The organism is Corynebacterium macginleyi (assembly GCF_003688935.1).
GTDB lineage: Bacteria > Actinomycetota > Actinomycetes > Mycobacteriales > Mycobacteriaceae > Corynebacterium > Corynebacterium macginleyi.
Map to the genome: position 1 here is coordinate 21,178 of NZ_REGE01000009.1, position 16,488 is coordinate 37,665.

Genomic DNA, 16,488 nt, shown 5'->3' on the forward strand with positions numbered 1-16,488 from the left:
ATCGGCAATTTACTTCATGAGGGTGTTTATTGCGTGACGAGCATCCTTGATACTTAGATTCGGGTGGTTTTCACGAAGCATTTTAATAGCGCTGACCTCGCCATTTCTGCGAAATTCTGCGCGCAGGGCTAGTTTTTCTTCAATTCCGAGTTCTAACGGAAGAGCCTTTTTATCTCTGAAAAACAGGCCGATCATTATCAAAACAAGCGTAGCGACAAGGCCTGCGTAACCTATAACTGCGGTCATATCAGTAGCACGCTCAGAATAAGCGATCAATAAACAACTAACGATCAAGACGAATAGAGACGAGACGAATAATTTTCTTCGCATGAACACTTCCTCTCAATGGCGCCGGTTAACAGCTAGGTGGCTTCTCTGGCATGTCGACTGTGTCTGGCGAGTGGAGTCATCTTAGCTAGGGCCTGGCCACAGAAGACTTTCTACCGGCGGCGATCGGACTGTCAAATACCTTTCGCTCTCGTAGTACTGCCCGCTCGAACGTAGCGTTAAACGTTTCGGCCAAGCCCATAGTATGACACCAAAGTAACAGTCGCCGTTGCAACGACCATTGGCACGCAAGCACTCAAATGCTTAATCCTAAACGGTTATAAGCGCGCCTTAAACAGTGATTGCGGTACCAACTTGAGGCCTAAGCATTGGCATAGGGGTCGCGGATGCCCAGGTACTGCACCGAGGTGTATTCCTCGATACCTTCCGCGCCACCCTCGCGGCCCATTCCGGATTGCTTAACGCCACCGAATGGGGTGGCGGCGTTTGAGATGACGCCTGCATTGAAGCCCATCAGGCCGAACTCAAGGCCGTCAGCGATGCGCCACAAGCGGTCAGAGTTTTCAGTGTATACGTAGGATGCGAGCCCGTACTCAGTATCGTTAGCGATCTCGAGCGCCTCTTCCTCGGTACTGAATGTAATAATCGGGGCGACTGGGCCAAAGATTTCTTCTTGCGCGACGCGTGTTTCACGTGAAACATTAGTAATCACCGTAGGTTCGTAGAAGTAGCCGACGCCATCCCTACGCTTACCGCCCGTGGCAATGGTAGCGCCCTTCTGTGCAGCATCATCCACCAATGAGGCAACGTGCTCCACAGCCTTGGACTCAATGAGAGGCCCGCAGGTAATTCCTTCGTCCATGCCATTGCCCAGCTTGAGCTTCTCGAATTCGGCGACGAGCTTCTCGGAGAATTCCTCGGCAACAGACTCGTGAACCAAGAAGCGGTTGGCTGCAGTGCAGGCCTCGCCAATATTGCGCATCTTAGCGCCCATCGCGCCCTGGACTGCTTGGTCGATATCAGCGTCCTCAAAGACGATGAATGGGGCATTGCCGCCCAGTTCCATGGAGGTTCGCAGCACATTATCGGCCGCGCCTTTCAAAAGAGTCCGGCCCACCGAGGTAGAACCGGTGAAAGAAAGCTTGCGCAAGCGATCATCGGCAAGCAATGGCTCAGAAATCGCAGATGCAGACTTACCGGCTACGACGTTAAGCACCCCCTGTGGAAGCCCAGCATCGATCATGGTTTGGGCAAAATACTGCGCTGTCAAAGGAGTCAGCTTGGCCGGCTTGAGCACGATTGTGCAACCCGCTGCAACCGCGGGGGCTACCTTGCGCGTCGCCATCGCCAGCGGAAAGTTCGACGGGGTGATCAACAGGCAGGGACCCACCGGCTTGCGGCGAGTGATCATCCGCAGCGTGCCTTCGGGAACAATTGCAGCGCGACCGTAATCGCGCACCGCTTCCTCACTGAACCAACGCAGGAACTCGCCGCCGTAAGTAACCTCACCTTGAGCTTCCGCAAAGGGCTTACCCATCTCTAGCGTCATCAGGGTTGCGAATTCATCCGCCCGCTCCTGTACTAAATCGAATGCTCGGCGCAGAATCTCCGCGCGCTCGCGCGGCGTGGTGCGCGCCCATTCATCCTGTACAGCGCAGGCGGCGTCGAGGGCAGCAATCGCATCATCCGAGTTTGCGGAAGAAAGCGTCGCGAGTTTCTCACCCGTCGCCGGGTTTTCTACGTCAAAAGTCTCCCCGGAGGTGGAAGCGCGCCACTGACCACCAATAAGCAATTGGGTAGGGACCTTTGCAATTATCTCTTCGATATTCGTACTCATTTATTGTCATCTTTCTTGCAGATATTGACCTACCCGACACTACCCCCACTAAACGCTAAGACCACACATTATTTAACAATTGAATATTTTTATCTCTTTTCTTCCACACTATAGATATTTAGGCTAGGCTAGGTCTCATGAAGAAAATAACTACTCGTCAGTGGTGGCGCGCGTAACTCGCGGGCCTTTCTTCGCAACCCATTCTAGGCTCGCTTTCTGCGGGCCTTTTGGCGTTTTCAGTGCCTCGTGCTCGCGGACACTCCGGGTCCCTAGCACTCTGTTCCAGTTACTCCCGAAAGGGCACTGCAATGACATACATCGCCACCCGCGATATTGCCTATTGCCGGGATGCTTCCGCGCTTTTTCGTAGCTTGGCGCAACCGAGCAATTCTTTATTATTGGAAAGCGCGGATATTGAAACCAAGAAAAAACTGACCTGCCTCGCCGTACTTGACGCTGCGGCCAAAGTGACTTGCACGGGCCAGCGGGTTCGCGTACTCGCCCTCAGCCCGGCGGGAGAGCAGCTTATCTCCATGCTGCAATCGTGCTTCGCAGACAAGATTGTTTCACGTGAAACCACTGAGATTGTTTTCGAATTCTCGCCCTCCACTGAATCCGAAGAAAGGCGGCGACTACTCGCTGAATCGACAGCCGATGTCCTCCGCGCGCTACAGCGGGATGATTCCTACTGCTCACACCTGTTGCCATTCATCGCCGGTGGTTTTGCCTATGACTATTTAGCCACTTTTGAAACACTCCCCGAGGTAGGCGAGGGGCACAATAAGTTTCCCGATTATGAGTTTCTCGTCGCACAGACCGTCCTCTCGGTGGATCACCTCACGCAGACAGCGCTGTTGGAGAGCTGGGATACCGACCAAGCCCGCTTGCTGAACACGCTCGACGCGCTTGCCGCCGCACCCATCGCCGCGATAGACGAACCCCTATCCAGCCAGCCCACAGAGGTGCTGACGGCGATCGCCGATATTGATGATGCCACGTTTCGTGAGCAGGTAACGCAACTCCAGGGACATATTGGCTCCGGCGATATTTATCAAGTCGTTCCCGCTCGCACGTTTACAGTGGACTGCCCCGATGCCTTTGCGGCTTACCGTCAGCTTCGGGAGACCAACCCTTCGCCCTATATGTTCTATATCCGGGGAGAGGATTTTGAGATTTTTGGCGCATCACCAGAATCCAATTTGAAGTTCAACCCCGCGACGCGGCAGGTGGAACTCTATCCCATCGCCGGGACCAGGCCGCGGGGCCTCTATCCGGACGGCACCATTAACCATGAATTGGATATCCGCAACGAGCTGGACATGCGCACGGATACCAAGGAGCTCACCGAACACATCATGCTGGTGGATCTCGCACGCAATGATCTCGCCCGCGTCGCTGAGCCCGGCACCCGGCGAGTGGCAGACCTGCTCCAAGTGGATCGCTATTCCCGGGTCATGCACCTGGTCTCCCGGGTGACCGCCACCTTGCACGAAGACTTCGATGCCCTCGATGCTTACCGCGCCTGCATGAACATGGGAACGTTGACCGGCGCGCCCAAGCTGCGTGCGAGCGAGCTCATCCGGCAGACTGAACAGCAGCGCCGGGGCTCCTACGGCGGCGCGGTTGGATACCTGCGCGGCGACGGCGCCATGGATACGTGCATCGTCATTCGCTCCGCCTTCGTACACCGCGGCACAGCTGCCGTTCAAGCCGGTGCCGGGGTAGTGCACGATTCCATCCCGCAATCCGAAGCCGATGAAACCCTACACAAGGCCTATGCCGTTCTCCACGCGATTTCCCTCGCGCACAACGCCACCTTGGAGGTACAGAGATGAATTCGCCGCACGTGGTTCTGCTCGATAACCGCGATTCCTTTGTTTATAACCTCGTCGACGCCCTCGCCGGTTACCGCACCACCATCTACCGCAACAGCGTCTCCGTCGAAGAGGTGCTCGTTGTCGAACCCGATATTATTGTCCTTTCTCCGGGCCCTGGGCACCCGCGCGATGCAGGCTGCATGATGGAGCTTATCGATGCCACCTTGGGCACCATTCCTATCCTCGGCGTCTGCTTGGGATTCCAGGCATTATTGGAGTACCACGGTGGGGAAGTAGGACCCTGCGGACCTGTGCATGGTAAGTCGATGCCTATCACGCTCACCAAGGTGGGTACTGCCCACCCGGTATTCGCCGGCTTGGCCACCGACTCCGTTCCCACCCAACCCGGTTTCCCCGGCACCCAAGTTCCAGTGGCCCGGTATCACTCCTTGGGCTGCACCCACGTACCACCCGGCATACGGGTGCTCGCGGAGACAGAGACGGATATCGGCACCATCGCCATGGCGGCCGAAACGGACGATGGAATGGCGTTCGGTATGCAATTCCACCCCGAGTCGATTCTTTCGCCCCGAGGCCCGGACATGCTGGACCGTTGTATACACCGTCTATCCACCCATCCCACTATGGAGCTGAAGCACTAATGGCTCACCAAAAACCACTAAAAGCTCTGCAAGCCTTCCTGGATAATCCCGCGCCCACCGTAGAGGAGGCCACCGAGGTCTTCACCCCAGTTGCCGTAGGCGATTACGACGATATCCACATCTCCGCGCTGCTTACGCATATCCGCACCCGCGGCGAGACCCTTGCGGATATCACCGGTGCCGCCAAGGCGTTCTTGAAGGTAGGCCACCCATTCCCCATTACCGGTAAGGGTCTTATGGACTCTGCGGGAACCGGCGGCGATGGCGCGAATACCATCAATATTACGACGGCTGCGTCCTTAGTCGCCGCCGCCGGAGAAGTAAAGATGGTCAAACACGGCAACCGATCCGTCTCATCCAAGTCTGGTTCCGCCGACGTGCTCGAGGCGCTGAATATTCCGCTGGACCTCGACGTGGGCCGCGCCGTCCGGCAATTCGAAGCATCCAACTTCACCTTCCTGTTCGCTCCGTCCTATAACCCTGCGGTGGCCCACGTGCAGCCTGTGCGCAAGGCACTCGGAGTCTCCACCATTTTCAATACCTTGGGTCCTTTGCTCTCCCCAGGTCGGCCTGAGCTTCAGATCATGGGAATCGCTAACCCCGCCCAAGGCCTCATGATCGCGGAAGTTTTTCGGGAACTGGGGCGCACGCGGGCGCTCGTCGTCCACGGCGCCGGCACCGACGAAATCGCGACCCACGGCACCACACAGGTGTGGGAGCTAAATGATGGCGAGGTTACACACTATGAGCTAAGGCCGGAAGATCTCGGCATCGCCAAGCATGAGCTCAGTGAGCTGGCCGGCAGCGATGGTCAGAGCAACGCCGCGCTCATACGTGCCATATTTAAAGGCTCGGGCCAACCAGCGCATTACGACGCAGTCGCGGCATCAGCTGGGGCGATGTTTTATCTGAATAACACCACGACATCGATTGCAGAAGGCGTCACACACGCCAAGGAACTCATCGATAGCGGGAGAGTGGACCACTGGCTGCGCACCCACGAGCAAGCCGAATACTAAACAGACCGCCCTAGGAAGTAAAGAAATGACAGAAAAGAACCTGCCGACGGTGCTCGAGGGGATTGTCGCTAGACGCCGTACACACCTACCCGGCATACGCGAGCGCATCACGCACGTAGATGTAGAAAAGCTTCAGCCGTCTCGGCGTTCGCTATTCGCTGCGCTCAATGGCACCAATCGGCTCATCATGGAGTGTAAATCCGCGTCGCCTTCGCTCGGGATGATTCGCAAGGATTACCACCCAGGCGATATAGCGCGCGTCTATTCACGCTATGCGGATGCCATTTCCGTGCTGTGCGAACCAGAGTGGTTCGGCGGGGATTACGATCACCTGCAGACCGTAGCGCAATCCACGCACCTGCCGGTTTTGTGCAAAGATTTCATTATTGATCCGATTCAAGTCTATGCCGCGCGTTACTATGGTGCGGATGCAATATTGCTCATGATGTCCATCGTGGATGATGACACCTTTTGCCAGTTGAAGTCCGTCGCGGATGGATTGGGACTCGATGTTTTGACTGAAGCTATTACTAAGGAGGAAGTGGAGCGGGCGCTGTCCTTCGGGGTAGAGATTATCGGTATTAATAACCGCAATCTCCATGACTTAAGCATCGACCTTTCACGTACCGAAAGACTGGCCGGGTACGTGCCGGACGATAAGGTCGTTGTCTCGGAATCTGGCATCCGCGATAACAACACCATCCGGCGCCTGGGTGCCCACGCCAATGCATTCCTCGTCGGCTCTCATCTCACCTCCCACGAGGACATCGACCGTGCCGCCCGCGAACTCCTCTTCGGTACGAATAAGGTGTGCGGGCTCACCGCCGCCTCCACCGCCCAGGCCGCACGTGCCGCCGGTGCCATCTATGGAGGGCTCATATTTGTTCCTGATTCTCCGCGCAATGTTTCACGTGAAACCGCGGAGAAAATCATCGCCGCCGAACCCGGATTGGACTATGTAGCCGTAAGCCGCGCCGACGACCCCGCGGAATTACGGAAGATAGCAACGATCCGTGGGCTGTCCGGAATCCAATTGCACGCACCATTCCAAAGCAGTGTAGATGCAGAGTTAGCACTGATCGAAAGCGCACGTACCGCCCTCGCGGACACCGACGCTAAATTGGTCTGGCGTGCAATCGACATGCACGATCCCCAGTGGGGAGAGATGGCGCCACAACTTGCCACCCACGCGGACCGCCTCGTGCTCGACTCGGGTAGGGGAGGTACCGGCCGCAGCTTCGACTGGACTGCCATCCCGGAAGACATCAAAGCCCACAGCCTCTTGGCCGGCGGCCTCGACCTCAAGAACCTTAACAGCGCGCTCCGCGTAGGAACCGGAGGGCTCGACCTAAACTCTGGATTAGAGACGCGCCCCGGGCACAAGGATCCCGCCCTTATTTCGCAAGCGTTCCGCACCATCCACTTATTCCACCTACCTCACAAGAAAGATTAACCATGCCCGAATCACGTGAAACACTTCTTCCCGCATACTTCGGGGAATTCGGCGGTCAATACGTTCCGGAATCCCTCATCCCCGCATTGGACCAATTGGAGCAGGCGTTTGTGGATGCGCAGAATGATCCCACGTTCCACGAAGAACTTGCCTCGCTGCTGCGCGATTATCTGGGACGCCCGACTCCCGTTACCGAGGTAAAGAAGCTCGGCGGAAAGGCGCGGATTTTCTTAAAGCGCGAAGACCTCGTCCACGGCGGAGCACATAAAACCAATCAGGTGCTCGGCCAAGCCCTTTTGGCCAAACGAATGGGCAAGACAAGAATTATCGCCGAGACCGGCGCCGGCCAGCACGGCACGGCTACGGCATTGGCATGTGCACTGCTCGACCTGGATTGCGTAGTCTACATGGGAGCCAAGGATGTCCAGCGCCAGCAACCCAATGTCTTCCGCATGGAGTTGATGGGCGCAAAGGTCATCGCGGTTGAGACCGGATCCGGAACGTTGAAAGATGCCGTTAATGAGGCACTGCGCGATTGGACCGCTACGTTCCATGAATCACACTACCTGCTCGGGACCGCGGCTGGACCACACCCTTTTCCCACCATCGTGCGGGAATTCCATCGTGTCATTTCTACGGAGGCCAAGGCGCAGTTGATCGAGAAGACGGGCGCCCTGCCCGATCTCGTCGTTGCCTGCGTGGGCGGCGGCTCTAACGCCATTGGCATGTTCGCAGATTTCATCGACGAAGATACGGTGGAATTGGTGGGTGCTGAGCCAGGCGGAGCAGGCCTAGATTCTGGGGAACATGGCGCGACCATCAATAACGGCACCGTGGGCATCCTCCATGGTGCACGCAGTTACCTCATGCGAAATTCTGAAGGTCAGGTAGAAGAGTCCTATTCCATCTCCGCCGGCTTAGATTACCCCGGCGTGGGGCCACAACATGCACACCTTCACGCGACTGGTCGCGCCACTTACGTGGGAATCACGGACGCCGAAGCCTTAGAGGCATTCCAACTTTTGTCTAAGAAAGAAGGCATCATCCCCGCTCTCGAGTCCTCCCACGCACTGGCTTATGCCCTGAAACGCAAGGACGAAGACATCACCATCCTTGTCTCCCTGTCCGGCCGCGGGGATAAGGACATCGACCATGTCCGCCACACCCTAGAATCTCAACCCGAACTGCACCTGAAGGAGAACTAATCATGGGCAGCCGTTACGATAAACTTTTTGCCAGGTTGAATGAGAAGAACGAGGGCGCGTTCGTCCCATTTTTCATGTTGGGCGATCCGACACCTGCGGCCAGTCTGAATATCATCCGCACTGCCGTTGCCGCCGGGGCAGATGCCCTCGAACTGGGCGTACCCTTCTCGGACCCAGTGGCGGATGGTCCCACCATCCAGACTTCACACATCCGCGCCCTCGATGGCGGAACGACTCTGGATAGTGCCGTGGATCAGGTGCGGAGGATTCGCGCCGAATTCCCGAATTTACCCATTGGTATGTTGATCTATGGCAATGTTGCCTTCGCCCGCGGGTTGCAGCGATTTTATGCGGAGTTCGCAGATGCCGGCGCCGATAGCATTTTGCTTCCCGATGTCCCGGTGCGCGAAGGTGCCCCCTTCGTCGCCGCGGCAAAAGAGGCCGGCATCGACCCTATCTTCATCGCGCCCGCGCGGGCCGCAGAGCGAACTCTTGCCGGCGTCGCCAAGCACTCGCAGGGATATGTCTACGCGATTTCTCGCGACGGTGTGACGGGGACCGAGAAGGAATCCGAAACCACCGGACTCAAGGAGGTAGTCACCAGCATTCGGCGCTTTGATGGTCCACCGGTGTTGGTAGGTTTCGGAATTTCTTCGCCGCAGCACGTCGCAGATGCCATCGCCGCTAACGCTGCAGGCGCCATTACAGGGTCCGCAATCACCACAATCATCGACCGGCATGTTTCACGTGAAACAAGCTGCGCTGGGAAGATCGATAATGTGGAGGCCTTGCATGCGGAACTGACTGAATTCATCTCCACGATGAAAGAAGCGACCAAAAAATAGGGCCTTCCTTCCGCAGCACCACGCGAAAGAGCCCCCTCGCATCCTCCCATGAATCTTATGGGATGATGCAGGGGGCTCACATATTTCACGGGGAACTAGGCCGCAGTGCCTACTTCTTCTTCATTGAGCGTATCGACCTTGTCGCGGGCAAACTTATCGACAACCATCGCAATAGCACCATCGCCGGTAACGTTTGCTGCAGTACCGACGGAGTCAATCGCGATATAAGCGGCGATCATCAGAGCAACCATTCCGTCATCGAAGCCCATCATATCGGCCAACAGACCAACTGCCACCATAACGGCGCCACCCGGCACGCCCGGAGCGGCGATCATCATGATCCCCAACAAGAAGACAAAGCCGAGGCCGGTGCCTGTACTAATATCCATGTTCGCCATAAAGATGATGGCGAAGGCGTAAAGAGTCAGCTTCATCATAGAGCCCGACAGGTGAATAGTCGCGCATAGCGGTATCACGAAGCTCGCCACCGGTTTCGAAATCCCATTGCGCAAACTGGACTCCAAGGACACCGGAATGGTTGCCGCAGAGGAGGAGGTACCCAATGCCGTGAAATATGCCGGAAGCATATTCCGCAGCGCCTTAAAAGGATTCTTTCCTGTGATTGCCCCGGCGACCACATACTGAAGCACGAGGTACACCAGGGTCATGACCACTGCCAGTATCAAGACCTTTGCAAAAGCGGAGAGGACATCGCCAATATTGCCATTCATGCCCAAGCCGAGGAACATACCGAAGATGTAGAAGGGCAAGATAGGGATAACGAATCCCCATATGACCTTAACAACCACATTTTCCAATTCCTTAGTGACGGTGTAGAGCGTATCGGACTTGACCATCGTCATGGCGACACCAATGCAGAACGATAGCAACAGTGCCGTCATAACCTCGAACGGTGGTGCCATCTTCACTTCGAAATAAGGGGAGAGGGAGCCTTCATCCACGTCGGAGACGTTGGTCACTAAGGTTTGGCCCGCCAACATCCAGGGATAGAGCCACTTTGCCAAACCGTAGGCGATCAAACCCGCAAGAACGGTGGAGCCATAGGCGACGCCTGCGGTAAATCCCAACCATTTCCCTGCGCCCTTACCAAGTCCGGCGATAGCAGGGGCAACCAGCGCAAAAATTAAAACGGGAATGAAGAAATTGAGGAAGTTACCGAATAACCCGTTAAAGGTGGCAAAGGCTCGACCGAACCATTCCGGGGCAAAGAGGCTGACAACTATGCCGAGCACAATGGCAATAACTATGCGGAATAGGAGAGAGTCCGCTATTTTCTTGAGATTCATGCAATCACAATCAGGTTAGGTGTTCCACCTCCGAGAACTTACGTGGGTACGGTCCAACGGAAGGAGAGACAACGCGGTGCAGGTCCAAAATCGAGCGAATACCTATCGATCGATCTAAAATGAATATTACCCGAGACAATTGATATATAAGACACCAGCCCTGTAACTTAATTTCCAATCGCACGCCGCGGGATTAGACTGTGGACATGGTCGCAGTGGGAATTATATTTTTAATCTTTGCCGTTTTCCTTGTCGCCGTAGGCGCCCTCGCCGCCACCAAGCGGTTGCCTGGCAATAAATACATTGGCTTGCGTTTACAAGAAATCCGGAAGTCACGCGAAGCCTGGAATAATGCCCATGCCGTTGCAGGTCCTTTTTGGGCCCTAAGCGGGGTCGCCCTACTTTTCGGAGGCGTCGTAGCATTTCGCGCGGAAGGCTGGATGTGGTTGATCCCGGTCACCACATTTGTGATTTCCGTCCTCGCACTTTCCATCGGTTCAAACCTTGCCTCGCGCGCGGCATTCCTTTATGAGCAAGCGCGTGCCGGAGAAGATGGTTGTGGCGATAGCTGCAATTGTGGGTCAGGCGTTCGCGGTGAGGAAGAGGTCGACCCCGATTCCAGCATCCAACACGAGGTAGATCTGGGTGCCCTCCGTCAGGCCGCCCGGCACTCGGATAATTAAATAAGTGATTTTCTAGCTCTCTTCTCCCTCCCTTTCCCCGTGCGAACCTTCTATGGAAATTGGCACACGCGGGGGATGGGTACGGGAGTTTTTTGGCACAGTGACTTTATAGGTCTAGCCCCGAGATATGCCCACCTTTTCATCACAACTAAATTATGGCGGCAGGCTTCATTGCACTCATCTAAAGTAAGTATTATCTAGCATCTTCTTACTCCACCCGAAAAGGAAACCTTTCCTCATTGCATGTTTCACGTGAAACCTGAGCCTAGCAATTCAACTTTTACGGCGTCCACGCAGGGTTCACCGTCCAATACAGCAATATCCTCCCGATCTCGAGCCATTCAGGATACAGTAGGGATTATGACTATCTGCTCGCGCCGCTTGTTCTTGCTCGGATCTGCTACGACTTTCGCGGGAGCGTATCTCGCCGCCTGCGGCTCAAAACCAGCCGCCGAAATCGCGGCAACAGACGTTCCCATAGGCTCCGGCGTAATCGTTGATGGGGTTATTTTCACACAACCGAAAGAGGGGGAGTTTAAGGCGTACTCCCAAACTTGCCCACACCAACAAAACCTCATCACGGAAATCGAAGGGATGATTGCGACTTGCCCTGCGCATCGTACGTCTTATAACCTGCAGGACGGCTCAGTCATCGAAGGCCCCGGCCGAGACCCACTCAAAGAGTACGAGGTAACCCAGGACGGATCGACGGTCACTACCGGCTAAACCACGCCGGAACACCACCCTCCCCCCGCATAGTTTCACGTGAAACCAGGTCCTTGCAGGGTACATAGGGAAGAAATTTATCCACCCCACTTTCCGGGGAAACAAGCAAGACGGTTTACACTTTGGGTCATGCTGCACAGACTCAAAAGCCCGGACCCGCTCATCGTCCTCATTCTTACGGCCGTGGCAATCGCCATCATTGCCCCGGCCCGTGGCACCTTCGCCGATGTCTTTGGAAATCTGACAAATGCGGCGATCGCGCTGTTGTTCTTTCTCTACGGTGCGCGATTATCCACCCAAGAGGCCGTGAGTGGACTTAAGCATTGGCGGCTCCACGTGATCATTCTCGCGTTCACCTTTGCCATTTATCCCCTCATCGGCCTAGCCCTCCGACCACTAACGGGCTTCATTGCGGCCGATATGTACATGGGGATCCTATTCTTGACGCTGGTTCCATCCACGGTGCAGTCGTCGGTGGCGTTTACCTCCATTGCGAAGGGGAATGTATTCGGAGCAATCGTCTCCGCCTCCACCTCGAACTTGGTCGGCGTCTTCATCACGCCCATTCTGGTGATGTTACTCATGGGTACCGGTTCCGGCCTACACATCGATACCTCGGTCTTTGGGGAGATTTCTCTCTTGCTTGTGGCGCCATTCGTGGTGGGCCAAATAACCCGGCGTTGGGTAGCCGGACTCGCCAAAAGCAAGTATACGAAAATGGTTGACCGCGGCTCCATTGCCATGGTGGTTTATTCCGCCTTTTCCAAGGGCGTGGTTGATGGAATCTGGTCCTTCATTTCTGTCTGGGAGATCATCTTCCTCGTCTTTTTTGCTGCACTATTCGTCATCTTTATGTTGTGGCTGACGCGGTTTATCTCCGGGAAGCTAAGATTCTCTCGCGGCGATATCATCGCAATCCAATTTTGCGGATCTAAAAAATCCCTGACTACCGGCCTTCCCATGGCCTCAGTCATCTTTGCCTCAGGCTCTACGTCGCTCGGACTGTTGATTCTCCCGTTAATGATTTACCACCAAGTGCAGCTAATGATTTGTTCTCTGCTAGCCTCCCGGTACGCGCACCAGGACGAGGAACAACTACACTAGGTGCCCATGGCTAATTACCTATATGTGCGCACCGAACTCAGTGTCCCTGGAGTGGGATCAGCAATCCACCTCGCAGAATTAGAAGAACAGGATACTCAGCGCTGCCGCATGCACCGTTTGATCGCTCTAGATGCTACAGCCTCGATCGTCGGGATAGCGACCCCGAGTAGTTACACGGGAAACGTGGATAAGCCGCAAGAAGTAGTTCCACACCCCGATACCTACGGTCAGTACCCTGATATCAGTGCCAGCTACATGAACCAAGAAAAGTTTGAGGCGCTGTGGACGGAAGCCACTACCAAGTTTGGCTTTAGCTAAGAGCGGTCTAAAGCACTACATTCACCAACAGCATGTAGAACGCGGTACCACCGAGGACGGACACGCCGAAATGCCGTTTCCACCAGTGCAGCCCTGCGGTGACCAACACGCCCAGTAACACCGGCCATAAACCACCTGTGCCGTCCGCCTGTCCGGCAACGGCATAAACCACCAGGATGGTCATGACACCAACGGGCATCATCAAACCCAGCAGCGAAAAGAACTCGCTATCTTTCATCCACTTCTGCGCAGAGAAAGGAAGCTCCCGCAACAACACGGTCACGATGCCTACGGGGATAAGCACAGCAGCAATCGCGCCTAAACTGACTCCGGCCGGCATTTATTTCTAATCTTTCACGGTCGTAGAGGAAAGGGGATCAAGCCGCCAGGAGAGCAAATCATCCACGCGAGGCAATAGGTAGCGAATAATAAGCAATAAGAAATAAGCGCTCAAGGAAACCATCAGCAGCTGCCCGGGGGTTATGAACGCAGCGAGAATGCCCAAGGCTGCGGCCGATAGCGGGAGGGACAGATCCTGATTGTTGCGAAAGGAATCCATCGCCAGCACGACGAAGAGCGCAACAAGAGCAAATTCCATTCCCTCGACGGAGGAGGGGATTACCAGGCCGGTAAGCGCACCAACGAATCCGCAACCCACCCAAAGTATTTGGCAAAAGATTTGTATGCTGAGAATACGCGGGCCACTTAACCGTTCCTCGGTCGGCAGCGCCGAGACGATTGCGTAACTTTCGTCCGTGAGGGCATAGGTGGAATAGGCCTTGCCCACGGGGGAAATAATCCGCGTGCGTGGAAAAGTCAGCCCATAGAAGATATGGCGGAAATTCACCATGAAACCGGTAAGAAGGGAGGAGAACACGGATACACCGCCAGTAACCATGGAAATGGCGAGAAACTCCATAGAGCCGGCGTAGATGATGATGGAAAATATGGGCGTCCACCACCAGCTAAACCCGGCTTGGACCATCAGGAGACCAAAAGCCAAGCCCAATGGAATTAGCCCGAGAGCCGCCGCCCACGTGTCCTTAATGCCCTTGTGGATTTCCTCGCGCATACGGGTCAGTGTAACCGATCACTTACCAGCGCCTAGGAATTAATTATCATCCACATTCACGGGATAGGTGGAATACAGAGGAAGGGGCATAGGCTGACGTTTCATGACATCGGCCCATAAATCAGCCGCGCCTGGCGCCACCACATCCTGCGCTAGGGCGGGTGCCACGAACCATTCACCGGCCTCGATTTCTTCCTCCAACTGCCCGGGACCCCACTCGGCGTAACCGGCAAACATGCGCATGCCGGTGACCAGTGGCTCGATATCTTCCGGATTAGAGCGCAAATCCACGTGCGCTAGGCGCGGTGCAAGGCGACTGAGCTGATCTTCTTTATCCGGGTCGACTCCTTGCTTGACCTGCGCCAAACCCACGACGGATTGCTGGTTGAGCGGACCACCGATATACAGTGCCTGCGGTTTGGCAATGACAGGCATCCATTCTGGAAGCACGTTAAAAATGGCCACTTCTGAGCGCTTGGTAAGGTCCACGCCGAAGGTCATCATGTCATTGTGCTCCACCAACAAGATGACGGAACGGGCGAATTCCGGCGACAGCATCCCTGGTGCGGACACGAGCAACTGCCCGGGGGCGGGATCGTTGCGCTCGAGGGCATTAAATAATCTATCGGCAAACATTACTGTTTAGACTCCCACCACTGGCGCAACTTCGCAATAGCTTCATCCCGCTCGAGGGGACCAAATTCCAAGCGCATGTCTTTCAAGTAGGACCACGCCTGGCCAACTTCGGGCCCAGGGGAGAGACCCAGGATCTCCATGATCTCGTTGCCATCTAGATCTGGGCGCACCCGCGCAAGGTCTTCCTTGCGGCCGATTTCCGCAATTCGCTCTTCCAATTGGTCGTAGGTGCGCTGCAAGCGGCGCGCCTTCTTCGCATTGCGGGTAGTGCAATCGGCGCGCACCAGTTTGTGCAGTCGGGGAAGAAGTTCACCCGCATCATTGACGTAGCGCCGCACGGCCGAATCGGTCCATTGATTCTCCCCGAATCCATGGAAGCGCATGTGCAGATACACCAACTGGCCAATATCCTCCGTCGTGGCCTTGGGATATTTCAATTTCCGCAGCCGCCTGCGCGTCAGCTTGGCTCCCACTACCTCGTGGTGGTGGAAAGAGACTTTACCGTCAGTGTTATCGAAGGTATCGGGCTTGCCGATGTCGTGCAACAGCGCCGCCCACCGCAATACCAGGTCCGGGCCGTCTTCTTCTTGATCCATTGCTTGGCGTAGCACCTTCAGTGAGTGCGCGTACACGTCCTTATGCTGGGCATGCTCATCCCTGGTCATCCGCAGGGCGGGGATCTCCGGGAAGATATAGTCCGCAATTCCGGTATTCACCAGCAGGTCGATGCCATCCCACGGCGCTTTACCGCATATGAGCTTATCCAGCTCCACCTGGACGCGCTCCACCGTGATGCGCTGAATCTCTGCCGCCATATCGCGCATGGCCGCTACCACGCGGTCTGCCACGTGAAACTCTAATTGGGACACGAAGCGTGCGGCGCGCAACATCCGCAGCGGGTCATCATGGAAGGAAATTTCTGGTTTATCCGGGGTGTCGAGCACCTTGTTGGCCACCTCGTGAAGGCCGCCGAGGGGATCGTGGAACTTAAAGGTGGCATCGGCAAGCAGCTCAATAGCCATGGCATTGACCTTGAAATCGCGCCGCACCAAATCGCCTTCCAGGCTGTCGCCGTAGAGGACCTCGGGGTTGCGCGACTGTCCATCATAGGAATCGGAGCGGAAGGTGGTTATTTCTATCTGTTGGCCCTTGTACACAGCGGATACAGTGCCATAGGCGATACCGGTATCCCATACCGTTTCGGCCCACTCATCCATGATTTCCTTAACCACCTCCGGGCGCGCTGGGGTGGTAAAGTCCAGGTCATTTCCCAAGCGGCCGAGAAGGGCATCACGCACCGAGCCGCCCACGAGGTAGAGGGCATGTCCGCGCTCGCTAAATTTCTCTACCAGCCCGCTCAATAAGCCACTAAGCGAGTTCACGGAAGCCTCCGCGCGCGCGAGAACGCCAATCAACTGAGTGTCCTGAAAATTCACGGGTGAGAGTCTACTACGATTGGCAGGGATGACTAACCAAGAACAAGGCTCCGCGCAAGGCCCTTCCAAAGGAGGCGGCC

Annotated in this window: 17 protein-coding genes; 10 read left to right on the top strand and 7 right to left on the bottom strand. The window is 55.8% G+C overall.

Features of this window, described 5'->3' with window-relative positions; translation table 11 throughout:
* Positions 1-9: 9 nt before the first annotated feature.
* Together D9V82_RS07290 and D9V82_RS07295 are read right to left on the bottom strand one after the other, a co-directional pair.
* Entirely contained in the window at positions 10-330 is a 321-nt protein-coding gene (locus D9V82_RS07290; RefSeq protein ID WP_121911755.1) for a hypothetical protein, read from the bottom strand.
* 319 nt (positions 331-649) lie between these two features.
* Positions 650-2,125, bottom strand: a complete 1,476-nt coding sequence (locus D9V82_RS07295) for an NAD-dependent succinate-semialdehyde dehydrogenase (RefSeq protein ID WP_121911756.1) — start codon at positions 2,123-2,125, stop codon at positions 650-652.
* A gap of 308 nt (positions 2,126-2,433) precedes the next feature.
* On the opposite strand from D9V82_RS07295, the gene D9V82_RS07300 reads away from it, so the two are divergent.
* The 6 genes from D9V82_RS07300 to trpA are packed head-to-tail and all read left to right on the top strand — an operon-like array spanning position 2,434 to position 9,126.
* A complete protein-coding gene (locus D9V82_RS07300) occupies positions 2,434-3,960 on the top strand; it encodes an anthranilate synthase component 1 (RefSeq protein ID WP_121911757.1) in 1,527 nt (508 codons plus the stop codon).
* Complete coding sequence (locus tag D9V82_RS07305; RefSeq protein WP_121911758.1) at positions 3,957-4,604, top strand: anthranilate synthase component II; 648 nt, start codon at positions 3,957-3,959, stop codon at positions 4,602-4,604. Before D9V82_RS07300 ends, D9V82_RS07305 begins: the two co-directional genes overlap by 4 nt.
* On the top strand, positions 4,604-5,623 hold the full coding sequence (gene trpD / locus D9V82_RS07310; protein WP_121911759.1) for an anthranilate phosphoribosyltransferase: 1,020 nt from the start codon (positions 4,604-4,606) through the stop codon (positions 5,621-5,623). Before D9V82_RS07305 ends, trpD begins: the two co-directional genes overlap by 1 nt.
* A gap of 25 nt (positions 5,624-5,648) precedes the next feature.
* Entirely contained in the window at positions 5,649-7,076 is a 1,428-nt protein-coding gene (gene trpCF, locus D9V82_RS07315; protein ID WP_121911760.1) for a bifunctional indole-3-glycerol-phosphate synthase TrpC/phosphoribosylanthranilate isomerase TrpF, read from the top strand.
* Positions 7,077-7,078: 2 nt separating this feature from the next.
* A complete protein-coding gene (gene trpB, locus D9V82_RS07320) occupies positions 7,079-8,281 on the top strand; it encodes a tryptophan synthase subunit beta (protein ID WP_121911761.1) in 1,203 nt (400 codons plus the stop codon).
* Positions 8,282-8,283: 2 nt separating this feature from the next.
* Complete coding sequence (gene trpA / locus D9V82_RS07325; RefSeq protein ID WP_121911762.1) at positions 8,284-9,126, top strand: tryptophan synthase subunit alpha; 843 nt, start codon at positions 8,284-8,286, stop codon at positions 9,124-9,126.
* Positions 9,127-9,221: 95 nt separating this feature from the next.
* Here the strand turns inward: trpA and D9V82_RS07330 are convergent, their stop codons facing one another.
* Positions 9,222-10,433, bottom strand: coding sequence for a dicarboxylate/amino acid:cation symporter (locus tag D9V82_RS07330; protein ID WP_121911763.1), 1,212 nt, complete (start codon positions 10,431-10,433; stop codon positions 9,222-9,224).
* Positions 10,434-10,639: 206 nt separating this feature from the next.
* Between D9V82_RS07330 and D9V82_RS07335 the strand changes: the two genes are divergently transcribed.
* The 4 genes from D9V82_RS07335 (at position 10,640) to D9V82_RS07350 (ending at position 13,264) form a co-directional block, all read left to right on the top strand.
* Positions 10,640-11,116, top strand: coding sequence for an SdpI family protein (locus tag D9V82_RS07335; RefSeq protein ID WP_121911764.1), 477 nt, complete (start codon positions 10,640-10,642; stop codon positions 11,114-11,116).
* A gap of 360 nt (positions 11,117-11,476) precedes the next feature.
* Entirely contained in the window at positions 11,477-11,842 is a 366-nt protein-coding gene (locus D9V82_RS07340; RefSeq protein WP_121911765.1) for a Rieske (2Fe-2S) protein, read from the top strand.
* 129 nt (positions 11,843-11,971) lie between these two features.
* Positions 11,972-12,946, top strand: coding sequence for a bile acid:sodium symporter family protein (locus D9V82_RS07345; RefSeq protein ID WP_121911766.1), 975 nt, complete (start codon positions 11,972-11,974; stop codon positions 12,944-12,946).
* Between the two features lie 6 nt (positions 12,947-12,952).
* A complete protein-coding gene (locus D9V82_RS07350; RefSeq protein WP_121911813.1) occupies positions 12,953-13,264 on the top strand; it encodes a hypothetical protein in 312 nt (103 codons plus the stop codon).
* A 7-nt stretch (positions 13,265-13,271) separates the two neighbouring features.
* Here D9V82_RS07350 and D9V82_RS07355 read toward each other — a convergent pair whose 3' ends face one another.
* From D9V82_RS07355 to D9V82_RS07370, 4 genes are read right to left on the bottom strand one after another with little or no spacing between them, the layout of a single operon-like run.
* Complete coding sequence (locus D9V82_RS07355; protein ID WP_121911767.1) at positions 13,272-13,604, bottom strand: branched-chain amino acid transporter permease; 333 nt, start codon at positions 13,602-13,604, stop codon at positions 13,272-13,274.
* Between the two features lie 6 nt (positions 13,605-13,610).
* Positions 13,611-14,336, bottom strand: coding sequence for an AzlC family ABC transporter permease (locus tag D9V82_RS07360; RefSeq protein ID WP_121911768.1), 726 nt, complete (start codon positions 14,334-14,336; stop codon positions 13,611-13,613).
* A 39-nt stretch (positions 14,337-14,375) separates the two neighbouring features.
* A complete protein-coding gene (locus tag D9V82_RS07365) occupies positions 14,376-14,972 on the bottom strand; it encodes a YqgE/AlgH family protein (RefSeq protein ID WP_121911769.1) in 597 nt (198 codons plus the stop codon).
* Complete coding sequence (locus tag D9V82_RS07370; protein WP_121911770.1) at positions 14,972-16,408, bottom strand: CCA tRNA nucleotidyltransferase; 1,437 nt, start codon at positions 16,406-16,408, stop codon at positions 14,972-14,974. The genes D9V82_RS07365 and D9V82_RS07370 overlap by 1 nt, the downstream gene beginning before the upstream one ends.
* Positions 16,409-16,488 lie beyond the last annotated feature (80 nt).